This is a genomic window from uncultured Brachyspira sp., from assembly GCF_944393015.1.
Lineage (GTDB): Bacteria > Spirochaetota > Brachyspiria > Brachyspirales > Brachyspiraceae > Brachyspira.
On sequence record NZ_CALXYQ010000014.1, the window covers coordinates 44,861 to 60,951 of the forward strand.

At 26.2% G+C, this 16,091-nt stretch carries 26 protein-coding genes and 1 pseudogene; 20 read left to right on the forward strand and 7 right to left on the reverse strand.

The window, feature by feature from the left end; genetic code table 11:
• The first annotated feature begins 437 nt into the window (after positions 1–437).
• The 17 genes from Q0K19_RS06675 to Q0K19_RS06755 all read left to right on the forward strand — a co-directional run bounded on the left by Q0K19_RS06675 (position 438) and on the right by Q0K19_RS06755 (position 8,536).
• A complete protein-coding gene (locus Q0K19_RS06675; RefSeq protein ID WP_297246555.1) occupies positions 438–1,328 on the forward strand; it encodes a hypothetical protein in 891 nt (296 codons plus the stop codon).
• The gene (locus tag Q0K19_RS06680; protein WP_297246557.1) at positions 1,294–2,154 is read left to right on the forward strand and encodes an AAA family ATPase; all 861 of its coding nucleotides are present in this window, start codon (positions 1,294–1,296) and stop codon (positions 2,152–2,154) included. The genes Q0K19_RS06675 and Q0K19_RS06680 overlap by 35 nt, the downstream gene beginning before the upstream one ends.
• Positions 2,155–2,171: 17 nt before the next feature.
• Positions 2,172–2,618 carry a hypothetical protein gene (locus tag Q0K19_RS06685; RefSeq protein WP_297246558.1) on the forward strand — a complete coding sequence of 149 codons (447 nt, stop codon included), beginning with the start codon at positions 2,172–2,174 and terminating at the stop codon, positions 2,616–2,618.
• Between the two features lie 329 nt (positions 2,619–2,947).
• Positions 2,948–3,226, forward strand: coding sequence for an HNH endonuclease signature motif containing protein (locus Q0K19_RS06690; RefSeq protein ID WP_367172147.1), 279 nt, complete (start codon positions 2,948–2,950; stop codon positions 3,224–3,226).
• 12 nt (positions 3,227–3,238) lie between these two features.
• Entirely contained in the window at positions 3,239–3,469 is a 231-nt protein-coding gene (locus tag Q0K19_RS06695; RefSeq protein WP_297244929.1) for a hypothetical protein, read from the forward strand.
• Positions 3,466–4,293 (forward strand): hypothetical protein, encoded by an 828-nt coding sequence (locus Q0K19_RS06700; RefSeq protein ID WP_297246562.1) that lies wholly within the window; start codon positions 3,466–3,468, stop codon positions 4,291–4,293. Before Q0K19_RS06695 ends, Q0K19_RS06700 begins: the two co-directional genes overlap by 4 nt.
• A 9-nt stretch (positions 4,294–4,302) precedes the next feature.
• A complete protein-coding gene (locus tag Q0K19_RS06705) occupies positions 4,303–4,533 on the forward strand; it encodes a hypothetical protein (RefSeq protein WP_297246564.1) in 231 nt (76 codons plus the stop codon).
• Positions 4,530–4,730, forward strand: coding sequence for a hypothetical protein (locus Q0K19_RS06710; RefSeq protein WP_297246566.1), 201 nt, complete (start codon positions 4,530–4,532; stop codon positions 4,728–4,730). Before Q0K19_RS06705 ends, Q0K19_RS06710 begins: the two co-directional genes overlap by 4 nt.
• Positions 4,723–5,007 carry a hypothetical protein gene (locus Q0K19_RS06715; RefSeq protein ID WP_297246568.1) on the forward strand — a complete coding sequence of 95 codons (285 nt, stop codon included), beginning with the start codon at positions 4,723–4,725 and terminating at the stop codon, positions 5,005–5,007. Before Q0K19_RS06710 ends, Q0K19_RS06715 begins: the two co-directional genes overlap by 8 nt.
• A 15-nt stretch (positions 5,008–5,022) precedes the next feature.
• Positions 5,023–5,262: a hypothetical protein gene (locus Q0K19_RS06720; protein ID WP_297246569.1), complete on the forward strand. Its 240-nt coding sequence runs from the start codon at positions 5,023–5,025 to the stop codon at positions 5,260–5,262.
• Positions 5,263–5,271: 9 nt separating this feature from the next.
• A complete protein-coding gene (locus tag Q0K19_RS06725; protein ID WP_297246571.1) occupies positions 5,272–5,565 on the forward strand; it encodes a hypothetical protein in 294 nt (97 codons plus the stop codon).
• A complete protein-coding gene (locus Q0K19_RS06730) occupies positions 5,549–5,788 on the forward strand; it encodes a hypothetical protein (protein WP_297246573.1) in 240 nt (79 codons plus the stop codon). Before Q0K19_RS06725 ends, Q0K19_RS06730 begins: the two co-directional genes overlap by 17 nt.
• Complete coding sequence (locus Q0K19_RS06735) at positions 5,785–5,952, forward strand: hypothetical protein (RefSeq protein ID WP_020003313.1); 168 nt, start codon at positions 5,785–5,787, stop codon at positions 5,950–5,952. Before Q0K19_RS06730 ends, Q0K19_RS06735 begins: the two co-directional genes overlap by 4 nt.
• An 8-nt stretch (positions 5,953–5,960) precedes the next feature.
• The gene (locus Q0K19_RS06740) at positions 5,961–6,347 is read left to right on the forward strand and encodes a single-stranded DNA-binding protein (protein ID WP_297246577.1); all 387 of its coding nucleotides are present in this window, start codon (positions 5,961–5,963) and stop codon (positions 6,345–6,347) included.
• Positions 6,347–6,598, forward strand: a complete 252-nt coding sequence (locus tag Q0K19_RS06745) for a hypothetical protein (RefSeq protein WP_047104446.1) — start codon at positions 6,347–6,349, stop codon at positions 6,596–6,598. Before Q0K19_RS06740 ends, Q0K19_RS06745 begins: the two co-directional genes overlap by 1 nt.
• Positions 6,595–7,317 carry a sigma-70 family RNA polymerase sigma factor gene (locus Q0K19_RS06750; protein ID WP_297246580.1) on the forward strand — a complete coding sequence of 241 codons (723 nt, stop codon included), beginning with the start codon at positions 6,595–6,597 and terminating at the stop codon, positions 7,315–7,317. The genes Q0K19_RS06745 and Q0K19_RS06750 overlap by 4 nt, the downstream gene beginning before the upstream one ends.
• A gap of 289 nt (positions 7,318–7,606) precedes the next feature.
• A complete protein-coding gene (locus Q0K19_RS06755; RefSeq protein ID WP_297246582.1) occupies positions 7,607–8,536 on the forward strand; it encodes a site-specific integrase in 930 nt (309 codons plus the stop codon).
• Positions 8,537–8,699: 163 nt separating this feature from the next.
• On the opposite strand, the gene Q0K19_RS06760 is transcribed toward Q0K19_RS06755, so the two are convergent.
• From Q0K19_RS06760 to Q0K19_RS06780, 5 genes are all read right to left on the reverse strand, one after another.
• Entirely contained in the window at positions 8,700–9,215 is a 516-nt protein-coding gene (locus tag Q0K19_RS06760; RefSeq protein WP_297246584.1) for a hypothetical protein, read from the reverse strand.
• 4 nt (positions 9,216–9,219) lie between these two features.
• Entirely contained in the window at positions 9,220–9,531 is a 312-nt protein-coding gene (locus tag Q0K19_RS06765; protein ID WP_297246586.1) for an STAS-like domain-containing protein, read from the reverse strand.
• A gap of 31 nt (positions 9,532–9,562) precedes the next feature.
• A complete protein-coding gene (locus tag Q0K19_RS06770) occupies positions 9,563–10,582 on the reverse strand; it encodes a hypothetical protein (protein WP_297246588.1) in 1,020 nt (339 codons plus the stop codon).
• 101 nt (positions 10,583–10,683) lie between these two features.
• Positions 10,684–10,890, reverse strand: a complete 207-nt coding sequence (locus Q0K19_RS06775; protein ID WP_297246589.1) for a DUF6290 family protein — start codon at positions 10,888–10,890, stop codon at positions 10,684–10,686.
• Between the two features lie 508 nt (positions 10,891–11,398).
• The gene (locus Q0K19_RS06780) at positions 11,399–11,671 is read right to left on the reverse strand and encodes a hypothetical protein (RefSeq protein ID WP_297246591.1); all 273 of its coding nucleotides are present in this window, start codon (positions 11,669–11,671) and stop codon (positions 11,399–11,401) included.
• Positions 11,672–12,057: 386 nt separating this feature from the next.
• Between Q0K19_RS06780 and Q0K19_RS06785 the strand changes: the two genes are divergently transcribed.
• Complete coding sequence (locus Q0K19_RS06785) at positions 12,058–12,264, forward strand: hypothetical protein (RefSeq protein ID WP_297246593.1); 207 nt, start codon at positions 12,058–12,060, stop codon at positions 12,262–12,264.
• A gap of 191 nt (positions 12,265–12,455) precedes the next feature.
• Here the strand turns inward: Q0K19_RS06785 and Q0K19_RS06790 are convergent, their stop codons facing one another.
• Complete coding sequence (locus Q0K19_RS06790; RefSeq protein WP_297246594.1) at positions 12,456–14,330, reverse strand: terminase large subunit; 1,875 nt, start codon at positions 14,328–14,330, stop codon at positions 12,456–12,458.
• Positions 14,331–14,333: 3 nt separating this feature from the next.
• The gene (locus Q0K19_RS06795) at positions 14,334–14,783 is read right to left on the reverse strand and encodes a P27 family phage terminase small subunit (protein ID WP_297246596.1); all 450 of its coding nucleotides are present in this window, start codon (positions 14,781–14,783) and stop codon (positions 14,334–14,336) included.
• A gap of 99 nt (positions 14,784–14,882) precedes the next feature.
• Between Q0K19_RS06795 and Q0K19_RS06800 the strand changes: the two genes are divergently transcribed.
• Together Q0K19_RS06800 and Q0K19_RS06805 are read left to right on the forward strand one after the other, a co-directional pair.
• The gene (locus tag Q0K19_RS06800; protein ID WP_297246598.1) at positions 14,883–15,794 is read left to right on the forward strand and encodes a site-specific DNA-methyltransferase; all 912 of its coding nucleotides are present in this window, start codon (positions 14,883–14,885) and stop codon (positions 15,792–15,794) included.
• A 46-nt stretch (positions 15,795–15,840) separates the two neighbouring features.
• Positions 15,841–16,091: pseudogene (locus tag Q0K19_RS06805) on the forward strand (phage portal protein); the annotation flags it as partial.

The following is a 16,091-nucleotide window of genomic DNA, read 5'->3' on the forward strand; positions in this document are numbered from 1 at the left end:
ACAAAATGTAGTTGTTTAGTTATATACTGAAAATTTTTAATTTTAACGAATTTTCTAAGACTATGGAAAGCGGTACAGGTTTCAAAATCTTCTCTCAAAATAAAAATCGATAAATTAAAAAATCTAGTATGCTTAAAAAACATACTAGATTTACAACAAAAACAATTCTTAAAAATCTCGATAATAATTGCAACTAAAAAGTTATGCTTGACTTTTTTAGATAAAGAACAGAGTTTATTTCATCAATTAGCATTCCTGCTAAAAAATATCAAAAACAAATGCAGCATAAATTTATTTAAATCATTTAGGCAGTTCTTTGCTTTAATAATTTTTATCACTGCAGAAGGAGGAATATTTTTTAAAAAATACTATCACGGAGGCGGTTTAATGTTAGTACGAAAATTGACTTATAAAAATATATTAGGCGGTATAGAATAATGGCAGAGTTAGAAAAGTTTTCGGCACTTTACGGAAAAATAGATTATCCTGCAGATTTGTTAACAATACCTTTTGAAGTGCTTGAATATAGAACTAGACTAGGATTAACAACAAGCGAGTTTGAGTTTATATGCTGGATATTTCATTTAGTAAATAAAGATTTTAATGAAATTAGAGATAAAGATATCAGCAGAAGATGTACAAGACAAAGAAAAAGCCTGCAGGCAAAAGGCTATTTAAAAATAAAAATAGCAAGAACATATAAAGACAAACGATGTATAAAAGTAGGATTAGTATATGACTTTACTAATTTGAAAAATAAAATTGAGGAGCTGAAAGAGGAAGATAAAAAACTTCAGGAACTCGAAGCTCCTGTTACTGTGATATATGATGAGCCTAGTTTGTTTAATGAAGATATAGACGAAAATCCAATATATCCTGCAAAACTTTTAACAGATGATAAAGAGATAAAAGAGCTTCAGCTTCAAAATGAGTTTTTAGAGAAGTTCAATAAACTTCATAAGGAATTAGTTAATTTTGGAATTGATTACATAAAATCAGCACCCTATAAAAAACATTTATTAGATGCATTTTCTAATAGAAAAAATAACAATATTGATGAAGTATTGAACTCAGTTAAAAAAAGTTTTTTCAGGCTGCCTATTGAAGAACGAAAAAGTTTAAGACTTCAGGATTTAACAAAGTATGCTCTATTAGAAACACAGGAAGAAAAACAAAATAATACAAGCGAAGAAAACAAAACTCAGAGCGAGAATCCAAAAAAATATACAATACCAAGCGGAATTGATAAACTTAATTATTTATTAAAAATTATAGAAGAAGGAGGAAACCTAGATGATGCATATTCACAAATTGCAAATTGCGGATAACGGATATTGTCTGCAAAGCTATAAAAAATATTTGGAAGAATTGAAATCAAAAGCAAGGGACGGAAAAGACCCAAAGTGTACTAAATGCGATGAGTACGGATTTTTAAAAGTTTCAGATGATTTAAGTTTTTCAGGGAGAAGATACAGCCTGCCTACTATGTGCGACTGTGTCAGCGATGAAAAAAGTAAAATATCAGAAAAGATAGAAAGAATTGATAACCTTATAAAAACATATAATTTAGTATTTGGTACATTAGATAATGAAATGACTTTAGATATTTTTGCAGAAAGATTTAATCAAACTGAGCTGATTAATTCTATAAAAAAATATTTGAATGTAGGAAGTACAATGTCCTTATATTTCAGAGGTAAAAGCGGAACAGGCAAAACTACAATGCTTAAAATGTTATGGCAGATATACGCTATTAATAATATAAAAGTAATGTATATGAAGGCAAGCCATTTTGAAGATTTACATAAAAACTTATTTAATCAAAATGCTAAGGATAAAGATATGAAAGCTGCCATTGATAAAAAAATAGATAATGCCAAAAATTCAGATATTATTATGATAGATGATATTGACAGTGTAGGCTTTCATTATGCTATAGATGGATACTATAAAATATTTGACAATATCAGAAGCGGAGAAAAAACAGTTATTCTTACATCAAATAAAAGCTATGATGATCTCTTAAAAAGTTTAAATAAAAAAACAGATGCTGAATATATGAAAGGCAGACTTACAAGCAGACTATTAAACTTAAAAATTATAGAAATAGAAATGCAGAAGTATGAAATCAAATCTGATAAATTAGCATCATAGAGGATAAGGAGGATGTTATGCAGTTATGCAGAAAAATGAGAGATACTGAAATTGCTATATTTTGGGACGGAAATATAACTAAAGATATAGAGTTATTTAAAAGTCTAGGATTAATAAAAATCATAGATAACTATTCAAACGGCATATATGAAAAAGACCTATTTGTAAAGGTAGGAGAATATAAAGCTAAAGATGTTTATATAGAGGAAGAATTAAAAGAAAAATTAGAGATAAAAGATTGCGGTTATGCAAGAAGCTGTTATAAATGGCAGAATGTACAATTATTCAATTGGATTATATTCAGCGATATATATATTTTTAACGGAGCTATAGAAGATACAGAAAAAGCTAAAGCTAAAGTTGTAAGTCATCAATCTTATATAGAAAATTACAGAATGAAAAAAGTTGATTTGACTAAGCCTTTAGATTTATTTCATAAGCTAGAAGAATCAGAATTAAATTAGTTTTTATTATAAATAGTCAAAATATTATTTTGATTATTTATATAAGATTTTATTAAAAAATAGGAGATAAAAAAAGAAGGAGTGAGCCGAGCCGCCGAGACTGTTTACAGGCTCGGGAATTAGAAAGCGAGGCGAACATAGCAATAATTGTTTATAAGTTGTCAACAATGTTGATAACTTGTAAATAAGATGTTCAAAAATCAGGAGATAAAAAAGGAGTAGTGAGCCGAGCTGCCTACTCGACAGGAGCGGAAATAAAGGAGGTGAGTACGAGCCAGCTAGTAACTTTAGTTGCTAGCTATTGGCAGGCGAGTACGAACATAGCAACAATGAGAAGTAATGAAAAAGCATATAAAAGATACCAAAGCAAAAAATGGCGTGCTTTTAGAGAAAGTTTTTTAAAAGAAAATCCGCTTTGTAAAAACTTTGCTGAATGCCATAACTTTGCTGAACATGTGGACCATATAAAGCGTGTAGAAAGCGAAGATGATGCATTATTTTATGATAAAAATAATTTACAGGCATTGTGTAAAAGATGCCATAGCAGAAAAACAGCAAAAGAAGACGGAGCTTTTGGAAATAAAAAGAAAGATTATAAAGATTATTAAAAGGAGTAAATCATGGAAAAAGAAAACAAAGAATATATATATTTAGAAAAAGATGCATCAGAAGGAAAAGTATTAATTGATATAAATAATGTCAATGGTGAAGACATTATATATTTATTATCAGAGTTTATAGACTTTGTAAGTAAAAAAGAAGATATGCCTGCAAAAATATTTTTAACTATGATAGGTCTAGCAATAATTAAAAAAGAAGAATTAGAAAATAAAAGAGGAAATAAAGAATGAGAGAGCTAAACTTTATAGAAGATAACGGACTTTTTGGTATAACATTCAAATCTGATGATAAAGAAGAAGCCAATACAGTTATGAATGCTATACAGAGATTTATATCAAAAGTTAGTAAAAAAGAAACAAAAGAAAATATTGATTTTTCTATATGTCCTGTTGGAGAGTATGAAGGAACTATATGGATTCTAATAAATACTATTTCATTAAAAAAATATCTCTCGGATTATAATTTACCAGAAGGATATAGAAATAAAATTATTGAAGAATTAAAAAAACGAGGTGAATATCTTGATGATACAAATATAGAAAAATTAAAAGAACAAATAAAAGAAATATCAAAAGGTGAACAGTATACTATTTTAAGTGATGAGGCTTTAGAACAAATATCTTTATTAGAGAGTGAAATAAAAAAGATAGATAATAATTACAATGAAACTGCCAAACATATTTTACAAGGCAGAAAGGCTGGAAAAAGCAGAGAACTTGAAAATAAAATAACACAAGGCAGAAGACTATCAGAACTAACTCTTGAAGAATTGAAAGAACTGCAAAAAGTTACAATGCTTGAGAGGTATAAATTAGATATACAAGAAGAAATTAATAAAAGAAAAAATAAATCTTTTGAAGACACATTAAAAGAAAACAATGAGATAATATCTTTTGGAGAAGATGAAGATGATTCAAATTATAGAATAGATGAGGAGAATGAAGAAGATCCATTAAGTTCAGGTGTAGATGAAGATAATATAAACAGATGGGACTTTGATTCAGACGGAGATAAAGTGGATAGTGAAGGCAATAAAATGCTTTTTGCTGATTAGGGTTTATAAATGAAAGATACATTTATATTGTTTGATAATACAAAAGAAAATGAAACTGTTGGAAAAATAAAAGGTAGTTATGATGATATATTAATAGGATATACAACTCTTATATATCAAACTGCTATAAAAAATAATAAAAAACCAGAGGATGTTGTTTTGGATATATTATATAAAGTTAAAGATAATAAAGAAACTTTGTATAGATATATGAAAAAGAATAAGGGAAATAAAAAATGATTTGTGATATATGTAAAAAAAATATAAATGATGATTATATATTGGAAGGACAAATAAATATTAAATATAAGGATAAAGATGGTATAGAAAAAGAGAAAGAAAAAGAAGGTAAACTTTGTATATCATGCTTAGAAGGTTTATCGAAGTATATGGGTATTCCAATCACTATTGTTTATGAAGAGGAAGATGATGAATAATAAAGAAAAAAGAATAATATCAAAAATATTCACTAGATTATTTTTCACTTATAAAAAAGATATGGCAGTTATGGAAAATGAAAAAGATAAATCTATAATTTTTTGTTTTACAATAGAAAACTTTTATCATAATGGTAAAAGCAGAGATTTTAATTTGATATATGAAAAGAAAACAAAAAGATTTATTTTATATAGCAAAAGCAGTAAAAAATTATATTCAAGTAATTATTTAAATGAAGTTTTATATTATCTAAAAAATGCTGCAAAAAGTAAATAAAAGAGATAAAAATAGATGATTAAAGCGATTATTAATTATAATGATGTAAATTATGAGTTCAGAAGAATGAATGACATTTTAGGAGTGTTAAAGCATCAATATGAAAATATTGATATAAGCTATAACAAAATAATATCAAAGGGACGACGAGACGGAAAGAAAAATGAATTATTTGTAACTATTAATAATGAGAAATTAAACTGTAATCATAGTTTAGGTTTTTATATGCAAGCAGTAGAAAAATATATTAAATAAGGTTTGAAAATGCTTAATAAAGAAATAATAATTTTAAGAGAAAAAGTAAAAAGTATATTAAAAAATATGCTTCCGTTTAATGAATTAGACTTTAATATTCATTTTGATAAAGATTACAAACAATTAAAATATATAGATTTATATATTCATCATGAATATATAAGGATAAAAAAAGGAACTAAAGTTGAAAATATATCTGATATGAACAATAAAATAAGAAAATGTTTAAAAGATATATATAAAGAGTTTGAAGAAGAAATACAGAACTTATTTGATAGGAATTATTATGACTTTAAAGAATAAAGCTAATAAATATAAAGCTATTTATAAAAGAATAAAAAGTCGTATTAGATATGATTGGCATAAAAAGATAAGTTATAAAAAGGAAGAAGATATTATAGCAAGATTAAAAATATTAATAAAAGTTGGTAAAAAATATCAATGCTTATTATTTAAGAGAGTTTCAAAACTTCCCAGAAAATTAGCATATAAAAATTATTATAGTGAGACAGAGATATATAAATGATTGTTTATCAAATAGGTTCTATAAGTTTTGGAATATTTAGTGTTATATGTATTTTTATTAGTATAACATCTAAAAATAACATTGCTAAGGCGTTCTATTTGATTTGTTTCTTTTTATCAAATATAACTGCTTTACTTTGCGATATAGTAATCAAATTAAATTAGGAGTTATTATGTCTGATCATAATGCTGTAACATTAATAGGAAGATTGACTGCTGATCCTCAGAGAAAGTATAGCCAAGGCGGAAAAGAAATTTCCGAGTTCTCTATAGCAAATAATTATTATATAAGTACAAAAAATACTACAGAAGTAAATTATTTTGATATAGTGGCATTTGATAAACTTGCAGAAACAGCAAATAAATATCTTACAAAAGGAAAGCAGGTTTGTATAAGCGGAACATTAAGGCAGGAAAGATGGCAGGATAAAAACACAAATACTGCCAGATCTAAGGTGAGAATTATTATGCAATCAATGCAGATGCTTTCAGATAAGAAAGAATCTAATAATACAGCACAAAATAATAGTCAGGAAGATGACGAGGAGGTGCCTTTTTAATGAATATCACTAAGTTAATTGATAATGATGAATTAAAGAAAGATATTGAAGAGTTTACCAATAAATTAAAAAAACAAGGCTGTATTCATGTTATAGGAATAGTGCCAAAAAATAAAAAAGGTATATTTATTCAAAGTTATAAAACTTCAAGAGATACAGCTATGATATTAAATGCTATATTATTAAATATTGATGATAAAGTAGTAAGTGTAATAAAAGAACTTTATAATTACTTTAAGGGTGAAAAATGACATTACAAGAAAAAAAACAATATGATTTTAATATAATTAAAGAATGGAAAAAGATAACTAATGAAGAAGAAAGTATAATAATGCGAAATAAAATATTGATTAATTTGAAATTGTTAGTGTATAAAGTAGTTAATAGTTTATATTATATAAAATCTTTTGAAAAAGAAGAGTTAATTAACATTGGTTTTATGGGACTTATAAAAGGTTTGAATTATATAAAACATAGTACAAAACCTATTATAGCAGAAACTTATACAAAGATTTTATTTTATACTATAAAATATTTTATTTTTAGAGAATTAGACAGATTTTTGCACGGCAGAAGAAAACATATTAATTATAGATTAGGTACTAAATCGCTTTTTGATAAAGTATATGATGATAAAAAAGAAAAATATTTAATTGATACGATAGCAGACGATAAAAAGTATGAGCCTGAATATATATTTTTTCATTATAAATATTCTGATATAGTTTTGTCTAATTGTTATAAGTCAATAAATAATGATTTAGAAAGAATAATATTTAATATGTATTACTATCAGCATTTAAGTATTTATTCAATAGCTAAAAAATTAAATATAAGTAAATCTAATGTACATAGACGAGTACAAAAATATGATAGTTATTTAAAAGATAATGAAGTATATACTAATAGACTGTGTACATCCGGGGTGATTAGAGCATTCAATAATAGACAATTATCAAAAATGAAGTAGGCATTTTTAATCTTATAATTGTAAAGGAGGGAATTTTCAAAGTCGGATTTTGAGTAAACTAATTCCGAGTTTTAACAATTAACACTTATCTTCGTAACATCACTATGATACTGTAAAAATATCACCTACTAATATTTTTACAGTACTGATTGAAAATAATATAGTATAAAAGTTTAAAAATAAATAATAGCTATGTATATTTAAAAAGTTATAAAAGTTTATATTCTTTTCATATAAATAAAGACTAAAAAAATCGTAATAAGTCTTTAATTTATGAAAAGGTATAAGTATGGCTTATAAAAAAAATAAAGAATTAATATTACAAGGCAATAATAATATAATAACTGAACAGCAGGCTGCGATTTTAGTAAAGCAAGCTAACTACTTGAATATACTTGACTATATGAAAGAAGAGCAGCTTATTAAACAGATAGATTATGAAACAGAAAAAGAAAACTTTTTTAAGCAATGTTCAAAAACAAAAAGCAATCACACAAAAAGACAGTATAAAAACGGACTTAATAAATTAGAGGAATACTGCAAAATGAATAATAAAAATATTTTATTTATTAAAGCAAGAGAAGCTGATGATTTTATAACAGAAGTTAATTCAAGCGAGCTTTCTAATTTAAGTATACGTGCATTAGTTTCTTCCTGCTCTTCTTTCTTTTCATTTTTAGAAAGAAGATATCCATTTATGAAAAATCCTTTTCGAGGTACAAAAACTCGTCCGCCTGTAAAAAATAAGAAACGTTTGGAAGTGCCAACTAAAAAAGAAATTGAATTAATAATTAAAGATATATCAGATCCGCTTATAAAAGTGGCCATCATTTTTATAATGGAATGCGGTGTGCGTGTTGGTGCTTTACCTAAACTAGAAATAAGAAATAACAAATATTATTCTTATTCAAAAGGCAAGGAAGTAAGCGGGAAAGTTACTGACAAAGTTATTAAATTATTAAAACAGAATAATCTTTCTTTTAATTGTCCTTTCAAAAATAAAAGTTCTGAAGTAATAAGGAACATCTTTTATAGAAGTTCAAAGCGTTTGTATAATCAAGGTAAAATAAAAGCCGCCTACTCTATACATGATATAAGGCATTATTTTGCTGTTACCCTATACAAACAAACTAAAGATATAGAACTTATTAGACAGGCATTAAATCATAGCAGTATAGCTATAACAGGAATATACTTAAAAAGTTTGGAGGTAGAATAATGAAAAGAGAATTAATAGTTTGCAGATTCAAATATAAAGAATATAAGCTATTAAAAAAGATTAGCTAAAGAAAATAATATGAGTGTACGTAAGTATATTAAAAAACTTATTTTAGAATATAGTAATTAATATTGTTGCGATAATTTATATTATCGCAACACAATTATTTATACATATTAAATAATATATCATCACATTTAACATTTATAACCTGGGCAATTCTATTTATATCGTCTATTACCAAATTTATATCTTCTAAATTATTTGAAATTATATCATCATATTCTTTTATATTACTTGATATAATTTCTACTTCCTTTAATATATTGCTAGAATTAATATCATGAGAATACCTATATATATTATTAAACTTATTTCTTACTAATTTCAAATGCATTAGTAATTCATTTTTGTTTCCATACGCTAGTCTATCAATAAAAAAATTTTGAAATTCTATAACTAATATTTCATATCTGTTTAATAATTTTCCATATTTTGATTGACTATTGATGAAATATATACCTATCATTAAACTTGTTATTAATGAGGATATATTCATTAAATCAGTATGAAAAAATGTAGATATTTTATTTTTAAAAAATAGATTTATTATTGCTAAAGTAATAATTAAAAGAATATAAATTATTATTATGGAAACATTTAATTTTCTACCTTTCATTATATTATCCTTTTATAGATTTCATTATGTTTGGTATAATAGTATTATCCTCATTTGATATAAACTCTATATTATTTAATATATCTTTAATTGTAAATCCTTTTCTAATTAATCCTCCAAAAGTTTCCTCAAGAAATGATATCCCGCATCCATATAACCCATCAAAGTCTATAATAAGTTTTTCTTTTTTGGATATAGCTTCTTCTAATTTAGGTATTAGCATTTTATCTCTAAATGTTTCTGCTGAATATTTACCAGTAGAAGATAATCGTCCGCCAGGTGTTTTAGTATAGTCTTCTGATAATTTTATTTTCATTTTATACTCCTTACTTAATTTAATTAGTTTATTAATCTATCTCCCAATAAAATACAGTTCCTTTTAAATAAGATTTAATGTTTAAACTATAATCTCTTTTCATATCCATATCTACTTTTTCTTTACATGATATTATTTTCAATTTTTTTATTTTATTTTCTTTATGATATTGAAATATTTGAGGCAGTCCTTTTCCTCGATATTTTTCTTTCGTTCTAGTTCTATATTCTCCTTTTAATGCTGATAATATATAATGAGTGTTTTTATTTTTTAAAAAGAAATCAGATACATTTTCTATATATTTTTTATTAATAGTTTCAGGTATTCCTGACCCTGTATCCACAAATGTAACACTTATTTTATTACTATAGTCTATATACAAATACCATCTGTTCATCATAAAATAGCTATTTATATAGGCATGAGAAATAGTATTCTCCATTAACTCTATTAATGTATTATACAAATATGAAAAATTAGTTTTTTCTGGATTATTAAAATGACTTATCATAGCTTGTATAACATCTCCAATTACAGTACTATTAATATTATTACCTGATAATATACCTTTATTCCCTTTTAATGAATTAAATTCATCATTTTCTAATATATTAGTAAATCTTGATTTTATAAATACTTCTCGAATATTCTCATCTATAGGTAAATTACCTTTTACTCTTACAATATTATTTTCTATATTATTTATATTATATATAATAGCTAGTAAATACATAATAGCATCTATAGTTATATATTTGATATTTCCCACATCAAAATATAAAGTATTAAATCTATGATTACTATACCTAAAATAATTTATTATATTGTTAAAATAATCTATAGTTTCTTCCGTATTATTTATCAAACTAAAATTAGAAGGAGCTACAAAATATTTAACTATAGATTTTAATTTATGAAACCTTCCATATTGGTCTTTTACTCTAATATGTGTAGAATTATTTCTTTTTTTGTTATTTTTCTGCTTCTTTTTGTTTACCTTAATACTTTTTCGTAATAACCAATTTATGTATTTTTCACTATATTTTTTCATAATATGTTTACTAATTTTTATAAACTTTTAAACAAACCAATTTATATAACCATGCTTACCTTTATTATAACAACACCTTATATATACAAATTATTTATTTGTTATATTTTAAATTTCTCCAAAGCACATTTTCTAGCATATTGTCCTATGCTCATTCCTTCTTTTTTTGCTGCTTCTTCAAGCATTTTATTTTCTTCTTCATTTAATCGGAATGACACTCTATAACTTGGCTTTTTATCCTTATCATCTTTTTTTTTTCTGCCAGCACCTTCACGAGCACCACCATGCATATTCTTTTTTATTTCCATTATCATTTCCTATTTAGTTTATTTAATTTAATAATTATTACAATCATTAAAGATGTAGTAATTAAACTTAATATTATATTAATAATTTGAAGATTCATGCTTGACACCTTTAATTTTTTTTATATAATATACTTATGAGAAGTGACGGGGACGGATCCCCGCCTTTGGTCAGTTATAATTAAGATTATTTAATCTTTTTTATAACTATTACTAAAGTTATAATCGCCGTGGTAAGCTCTATAACCTTAGTGACCAAAGTAATCACTTCGATCATAAGTATCCTCCTTTTTTCATTAGGATTAATTATATTATAGCATATCTTGGAAAAATGTCAACAATATTTCAAATAAAAATTAAATATTTTTAATTTTTTTTCTTTAATAAAATTATAAGTAATTTGTATTTGCTTGGCTGGGGTGGGTAAAATCTCTGTGGGCTTTTAAGGGATGCAACGAGTGGCTACTCTTTCATGTGTGGCGATAACTTTTTTATTAGGGGGTTATCAGCATTATTTTTCTAATTCTTTAATCTTATTTTCTAATTCATCAATTCTTTTAATTTTATTTTCTAACTCTGATACTCTTTTACTTAATTTCTCTATTTCGCTTCCTTTTTCCTCATACTCTTTTTTAGCTTTAGCAACACAAGCCTGTACAAAACCGCCGAATGTAGCATTAGAGTAATTTAATGGATCAGCTTTAGCATTATCAACCATTTTAGCAACCCATCTATATAATTCTTGTCTGAAATTAATAGTAACACTATTTCTTGAATCGTCCATAATAATATACCTTCATTTTTAATTTTTTATTAATTATATTATTTTTCTTATTATGCATATAAAAAATAGTCATTTTTAACTTATTACTATTTACTATAAAAACAAGCCAGCTTAATAATAATAGCCGACTTTTATAAAACTAAATATTTAATTTAAGATTTTTTCATTTATATATCTGATTGTTTTTACTTTTCTTTTTGTATAAGAACTCGGGAAAAGTTATCTTTTTGTCTACTCTAGGATCATATTGTTTATCATTTACTATTTTTTGCCTTAATTTTTTAATAAGTAAGTGAGAAAAAATAACTTTTTTACGGAAAAGAACTTGCTATCTTTTGGAACAGAGTTATTGTACACAATAAATAATTAAATAAGAGGTAAACAATATGATTAACTTAACATTATTTTTAATTGATTATAAACAAGGCTCAGATTTAGTAAAAGAAGAAAAATACAGTTCTGCTATAACTCGCTTTGAATCTTTAATTGAAATGCTTGACAATAACAAAGATATTATATCAGATTATAAAGAATTAAGAGAAAGCATTAATAATAATATAGAAGCATGTAAACTATTTATGAAAGGGATTTAATAGTACTAATGGGCTTTAAAGCCCATTAGTTTTTGTCTTAATTTTTAAGAAATAAGTGAGAAAAAATAAACGAAGTATTAGGTTATTATATAATAAAGACAGAAACAGAAATAGACAATTTGAAAGTATCGCAGACCTTTTTTAATTATTTAAATGGATACTTTATATAATATATATATAAAGTATCCAGATTATAAGGTAAATACACCTTCAGTTTCATAAATACTTTTCGTATCTTCAAAATGATTTTTAATCACTCTATGAAGAGCCATAATTGAGGCTACAACGCCGTCAATTCTTTTATATGATCTTCTTCTGTCAGGTTTCACGGGTAAATAATTATCTCTCCCATCCGTTTTTACTTCACAGCAGCTTATCATCCAATTAAGAACTGCATTATTACCATGAAGGAGCTTTCGTTCATCTATAGTTTTTTCAAATAAAGAAGTACCTTCAGATAAACCGCCGACTGCAAAAGACTGCCTAATTTGCGTCATTTTGAATCCTTCATTTTCTAAATGAGTAACTATTTCAATAGCTTTCCAAGGGTCATAAGCTATTTCTATAATTTCAAACTGCTCGGCATCATTTAGTATTGAGGATTCTATAATATCAAAATCTATTATATCGCCGCTTGTTAAAGTAATTAAACCCTGCGAAGCCCATAATTCATAAGGTACTCTGTCCTCTTTAGAACGCTGCCTTATATTTTCTTTCGGCATAAAGAATCGGGGCAGAAGTATATACGGTCCGTTATCAATAGAATCAAAGCATAAAACATAGGCTGCTATATCTCTTGTAGTTGCTAAATCCAAACCGATGCAGGCTTTTCTGCCTTTTAATTCATTTATATTTATATTTTGATGTGAATAAGATTTAAGCCATCTGTCAGAAGATATCCAAACCTCGCTTGCCTGAGTCCAAACATTCAAGTTTTTTGTAAGTATATCAGTTCTCTGAATAGGCTTATCAAGTCCTTCTAAAAGCCTAGATTTAATATAACTGTCTTTTACAGAAACATTTATATTAGGATTAGCTTGAAAAATAATTTTATTTATTAATTCTTCCTGCTTTGAAACATCTTCCATTAGTTTCAAGCGTACAGCCTCGTTATAAGCTCCTGCCGATTCTTCTAAATCGGCAGGCACTCGGCTTTCCGCTTTATTTAATTTATTTAATTTTTCTTTATATTCGCTCATAAATACCCAAATATCATTTACATTGTCAGGCTCGTATATTATTGTAAAATATTCATCATTATTTAGTGTTCCCCCTAGTATTTGCTTAGCATATTCATATTCAGAAAAACATACTGAAGATTTATCAAAACCTGCGGTTGTGATTATAAAAGTAAGAGGCTGACGTCTCGCTCCCATACCAGACTCAAGAACGTTTAGAAGTTCATTATCTGGATGTGCATGATATTCATCTACTATAACCAGATGCGGATTTAATCCGTCTTCGGTACTGCTGTCTTGTCCAAGCGGTTTTGATTTTGATGCGGTATCTTTTTTCTTTGTAATTGTAGAAGTCTGCTTATATGTAACCGCTTCTTTATTAAGAGCTTTTGCTTTTCTTATCTGCCTTTCGCTTTCACTCCATGCAATTTTCGCTTGATCTTTTTTAGTAGCTATATAGTATATTTCAACTCCAGCCTCTGCAGGACTGTCGCAGAAAAAACAATAATTGCCTATACCTGATGCAAAAGTAGTTTTTCCGTTTTTTCTGCTTACCTGAATATAAGCCTTTTTAAATCTTCTTAAATTATTTTCCTTTCTCCTCCATCCGAATATACTTGCTATTATAAACTGTTCCCAAGGCTCTAATATAATATTATGATTAGCCCATTCTCCTTTCGTATGTACTAAAGACTGAATAAAAGTAATAGGTCTTTCAGCTTCTTTCTCATCAAAATAAAAAGGATAATCGTTATTTTGACGAAGTCCGCCTTTGGCGTTAGATTTTTCTATATCATCTAAATGCCTTTTTACAGATAAAAAAGCAGATTTACACACAGGCAGTTCTTTATTAATAACTTTATCAATATATTCTTTATATTTAATCATATATTATTCGTTTATCATTTTACTCAAAGGATCGTCATCTTCTACTACTTCAGGCACAGGCACTTTCTTTTTGGAAGCAGGAGTTAAACCAAACTCAGTAAGCATTTTCGTATATGCTGTTATAGCTTTATGATATGCTAAATATTCGCCCATAGTTTGAGAGTTTTTACCTGCTAAATATCCAGCTATAGAACCTCCTTCATTAATCATAGCTTCATAAAGATTCATAGCATCACCATAGTGCAGGCATAAAAGTTCAAATGCTGATAAATCGGCATCTCCAAGCATATTTTTTTCAGCAAAAATAGGAGCAAGTTCTTTCCATTTTTTTAAAGAATACCCACAAAAATATTCTGGCGGATTTGGTATTTTAACGGCTTTTTTTGGCTTATTTTGGGCGTTTTTCACCGCAGGTGTGCCCTTGGCAGGGGCTTTTTTAGCTTTATCGGGCATTTATACTCCTAATAGTATATTTTAGTTAAAAATATATATTAATAATAAGTAATATAATATTTTATAACTATAAGAAAAAAAATAATTCAGGAGCTTTTTATGGTTAGGAAAGTTGTTATTGGAAACTGTACTTTACTTAAGGGAAATTGTGAAGAGGTTATGGAAGAATTAGAAAGTAATTCTATAAATGCTGTAGCATCAGATCCACCGTATTTATATTTAAAGCATAAACTAGATATACCTTTCAATGAAGATAAAGTATTTGGAGAATGGAAAAGATTATTAAAAAATAATTCTATGATAGCATTTTTTGGAAGAGGAGATGCTTTTTTCAGATGGAACTTAATGCTTGACAAATTAGGTTTTAAGTTTAAAGAAACTGCTGTATGGGAAAAAAATAATGCATCTAATTTTTTACATAATTTTTTAAGAATACATGAAGATATTTCTTTTCGCAGTTTTGGAAATGCTAATTTAAGAAAATCACATGTTGATTATTTGGAATATCAAATTAATAAAAATAAATTGGATAGAATAATAGATATTTGGAAAGGATTAAGGAGTGCATTAAACAGCAAATATAAAGATGATGTTATTAAATATATAGAGACAGGAATAAAAGAGTTTAATTATGAAGAAAAAAGAGAACATCATTTAATAGTTAAAAAATTTAAAAGTCATAAAAGCGGTCTTTATCTATTTCAAACGGTAAAGAAAGGAAAAATAGAAACATCTATTATGCGTTGTAACAGAGAACAGTATCAATATAAGCATCCAACACAGAAGCCTGTTGCTTTAATGGAGCGTTTAGTACGATTAGTTTCAGATGAAAACGATACAATACTAGATCCATTTATGGGCGGAGGCAGTACAGGAGTTGCATGTATTAATACTAATAGAAAGTTTATAGGAATAGAGCTTGATGATGAATATTTTGATACAGCAGTAAAAAGAGTAAGTAAAGCATATCAAGATAAACAAGAGGATATTATTAATGAAAAAATAGCATAATATAATTAAATAATACTTATATTTCCTTATATTTTTTTATATATATATGCCTATTATAAAAAATATAAGGAATTATATAAAAAAGTGGCTGTTTCCTGATTTCAGTCATATTGACAGTAATAACTTTTTGTCTATTCAAAATGATAAAACTTTATCAGCAGTCAATCCTAATACTGCTTTAACTTTCTCTACAGTATTTGCATGCGTGAGAGTTATAGCTGAAACAATAGCAACTTTACCTCTTTTTGTATATAAAATAAATGGAAATAATAAAGTAAAAGCTAAAGATCATTCTTT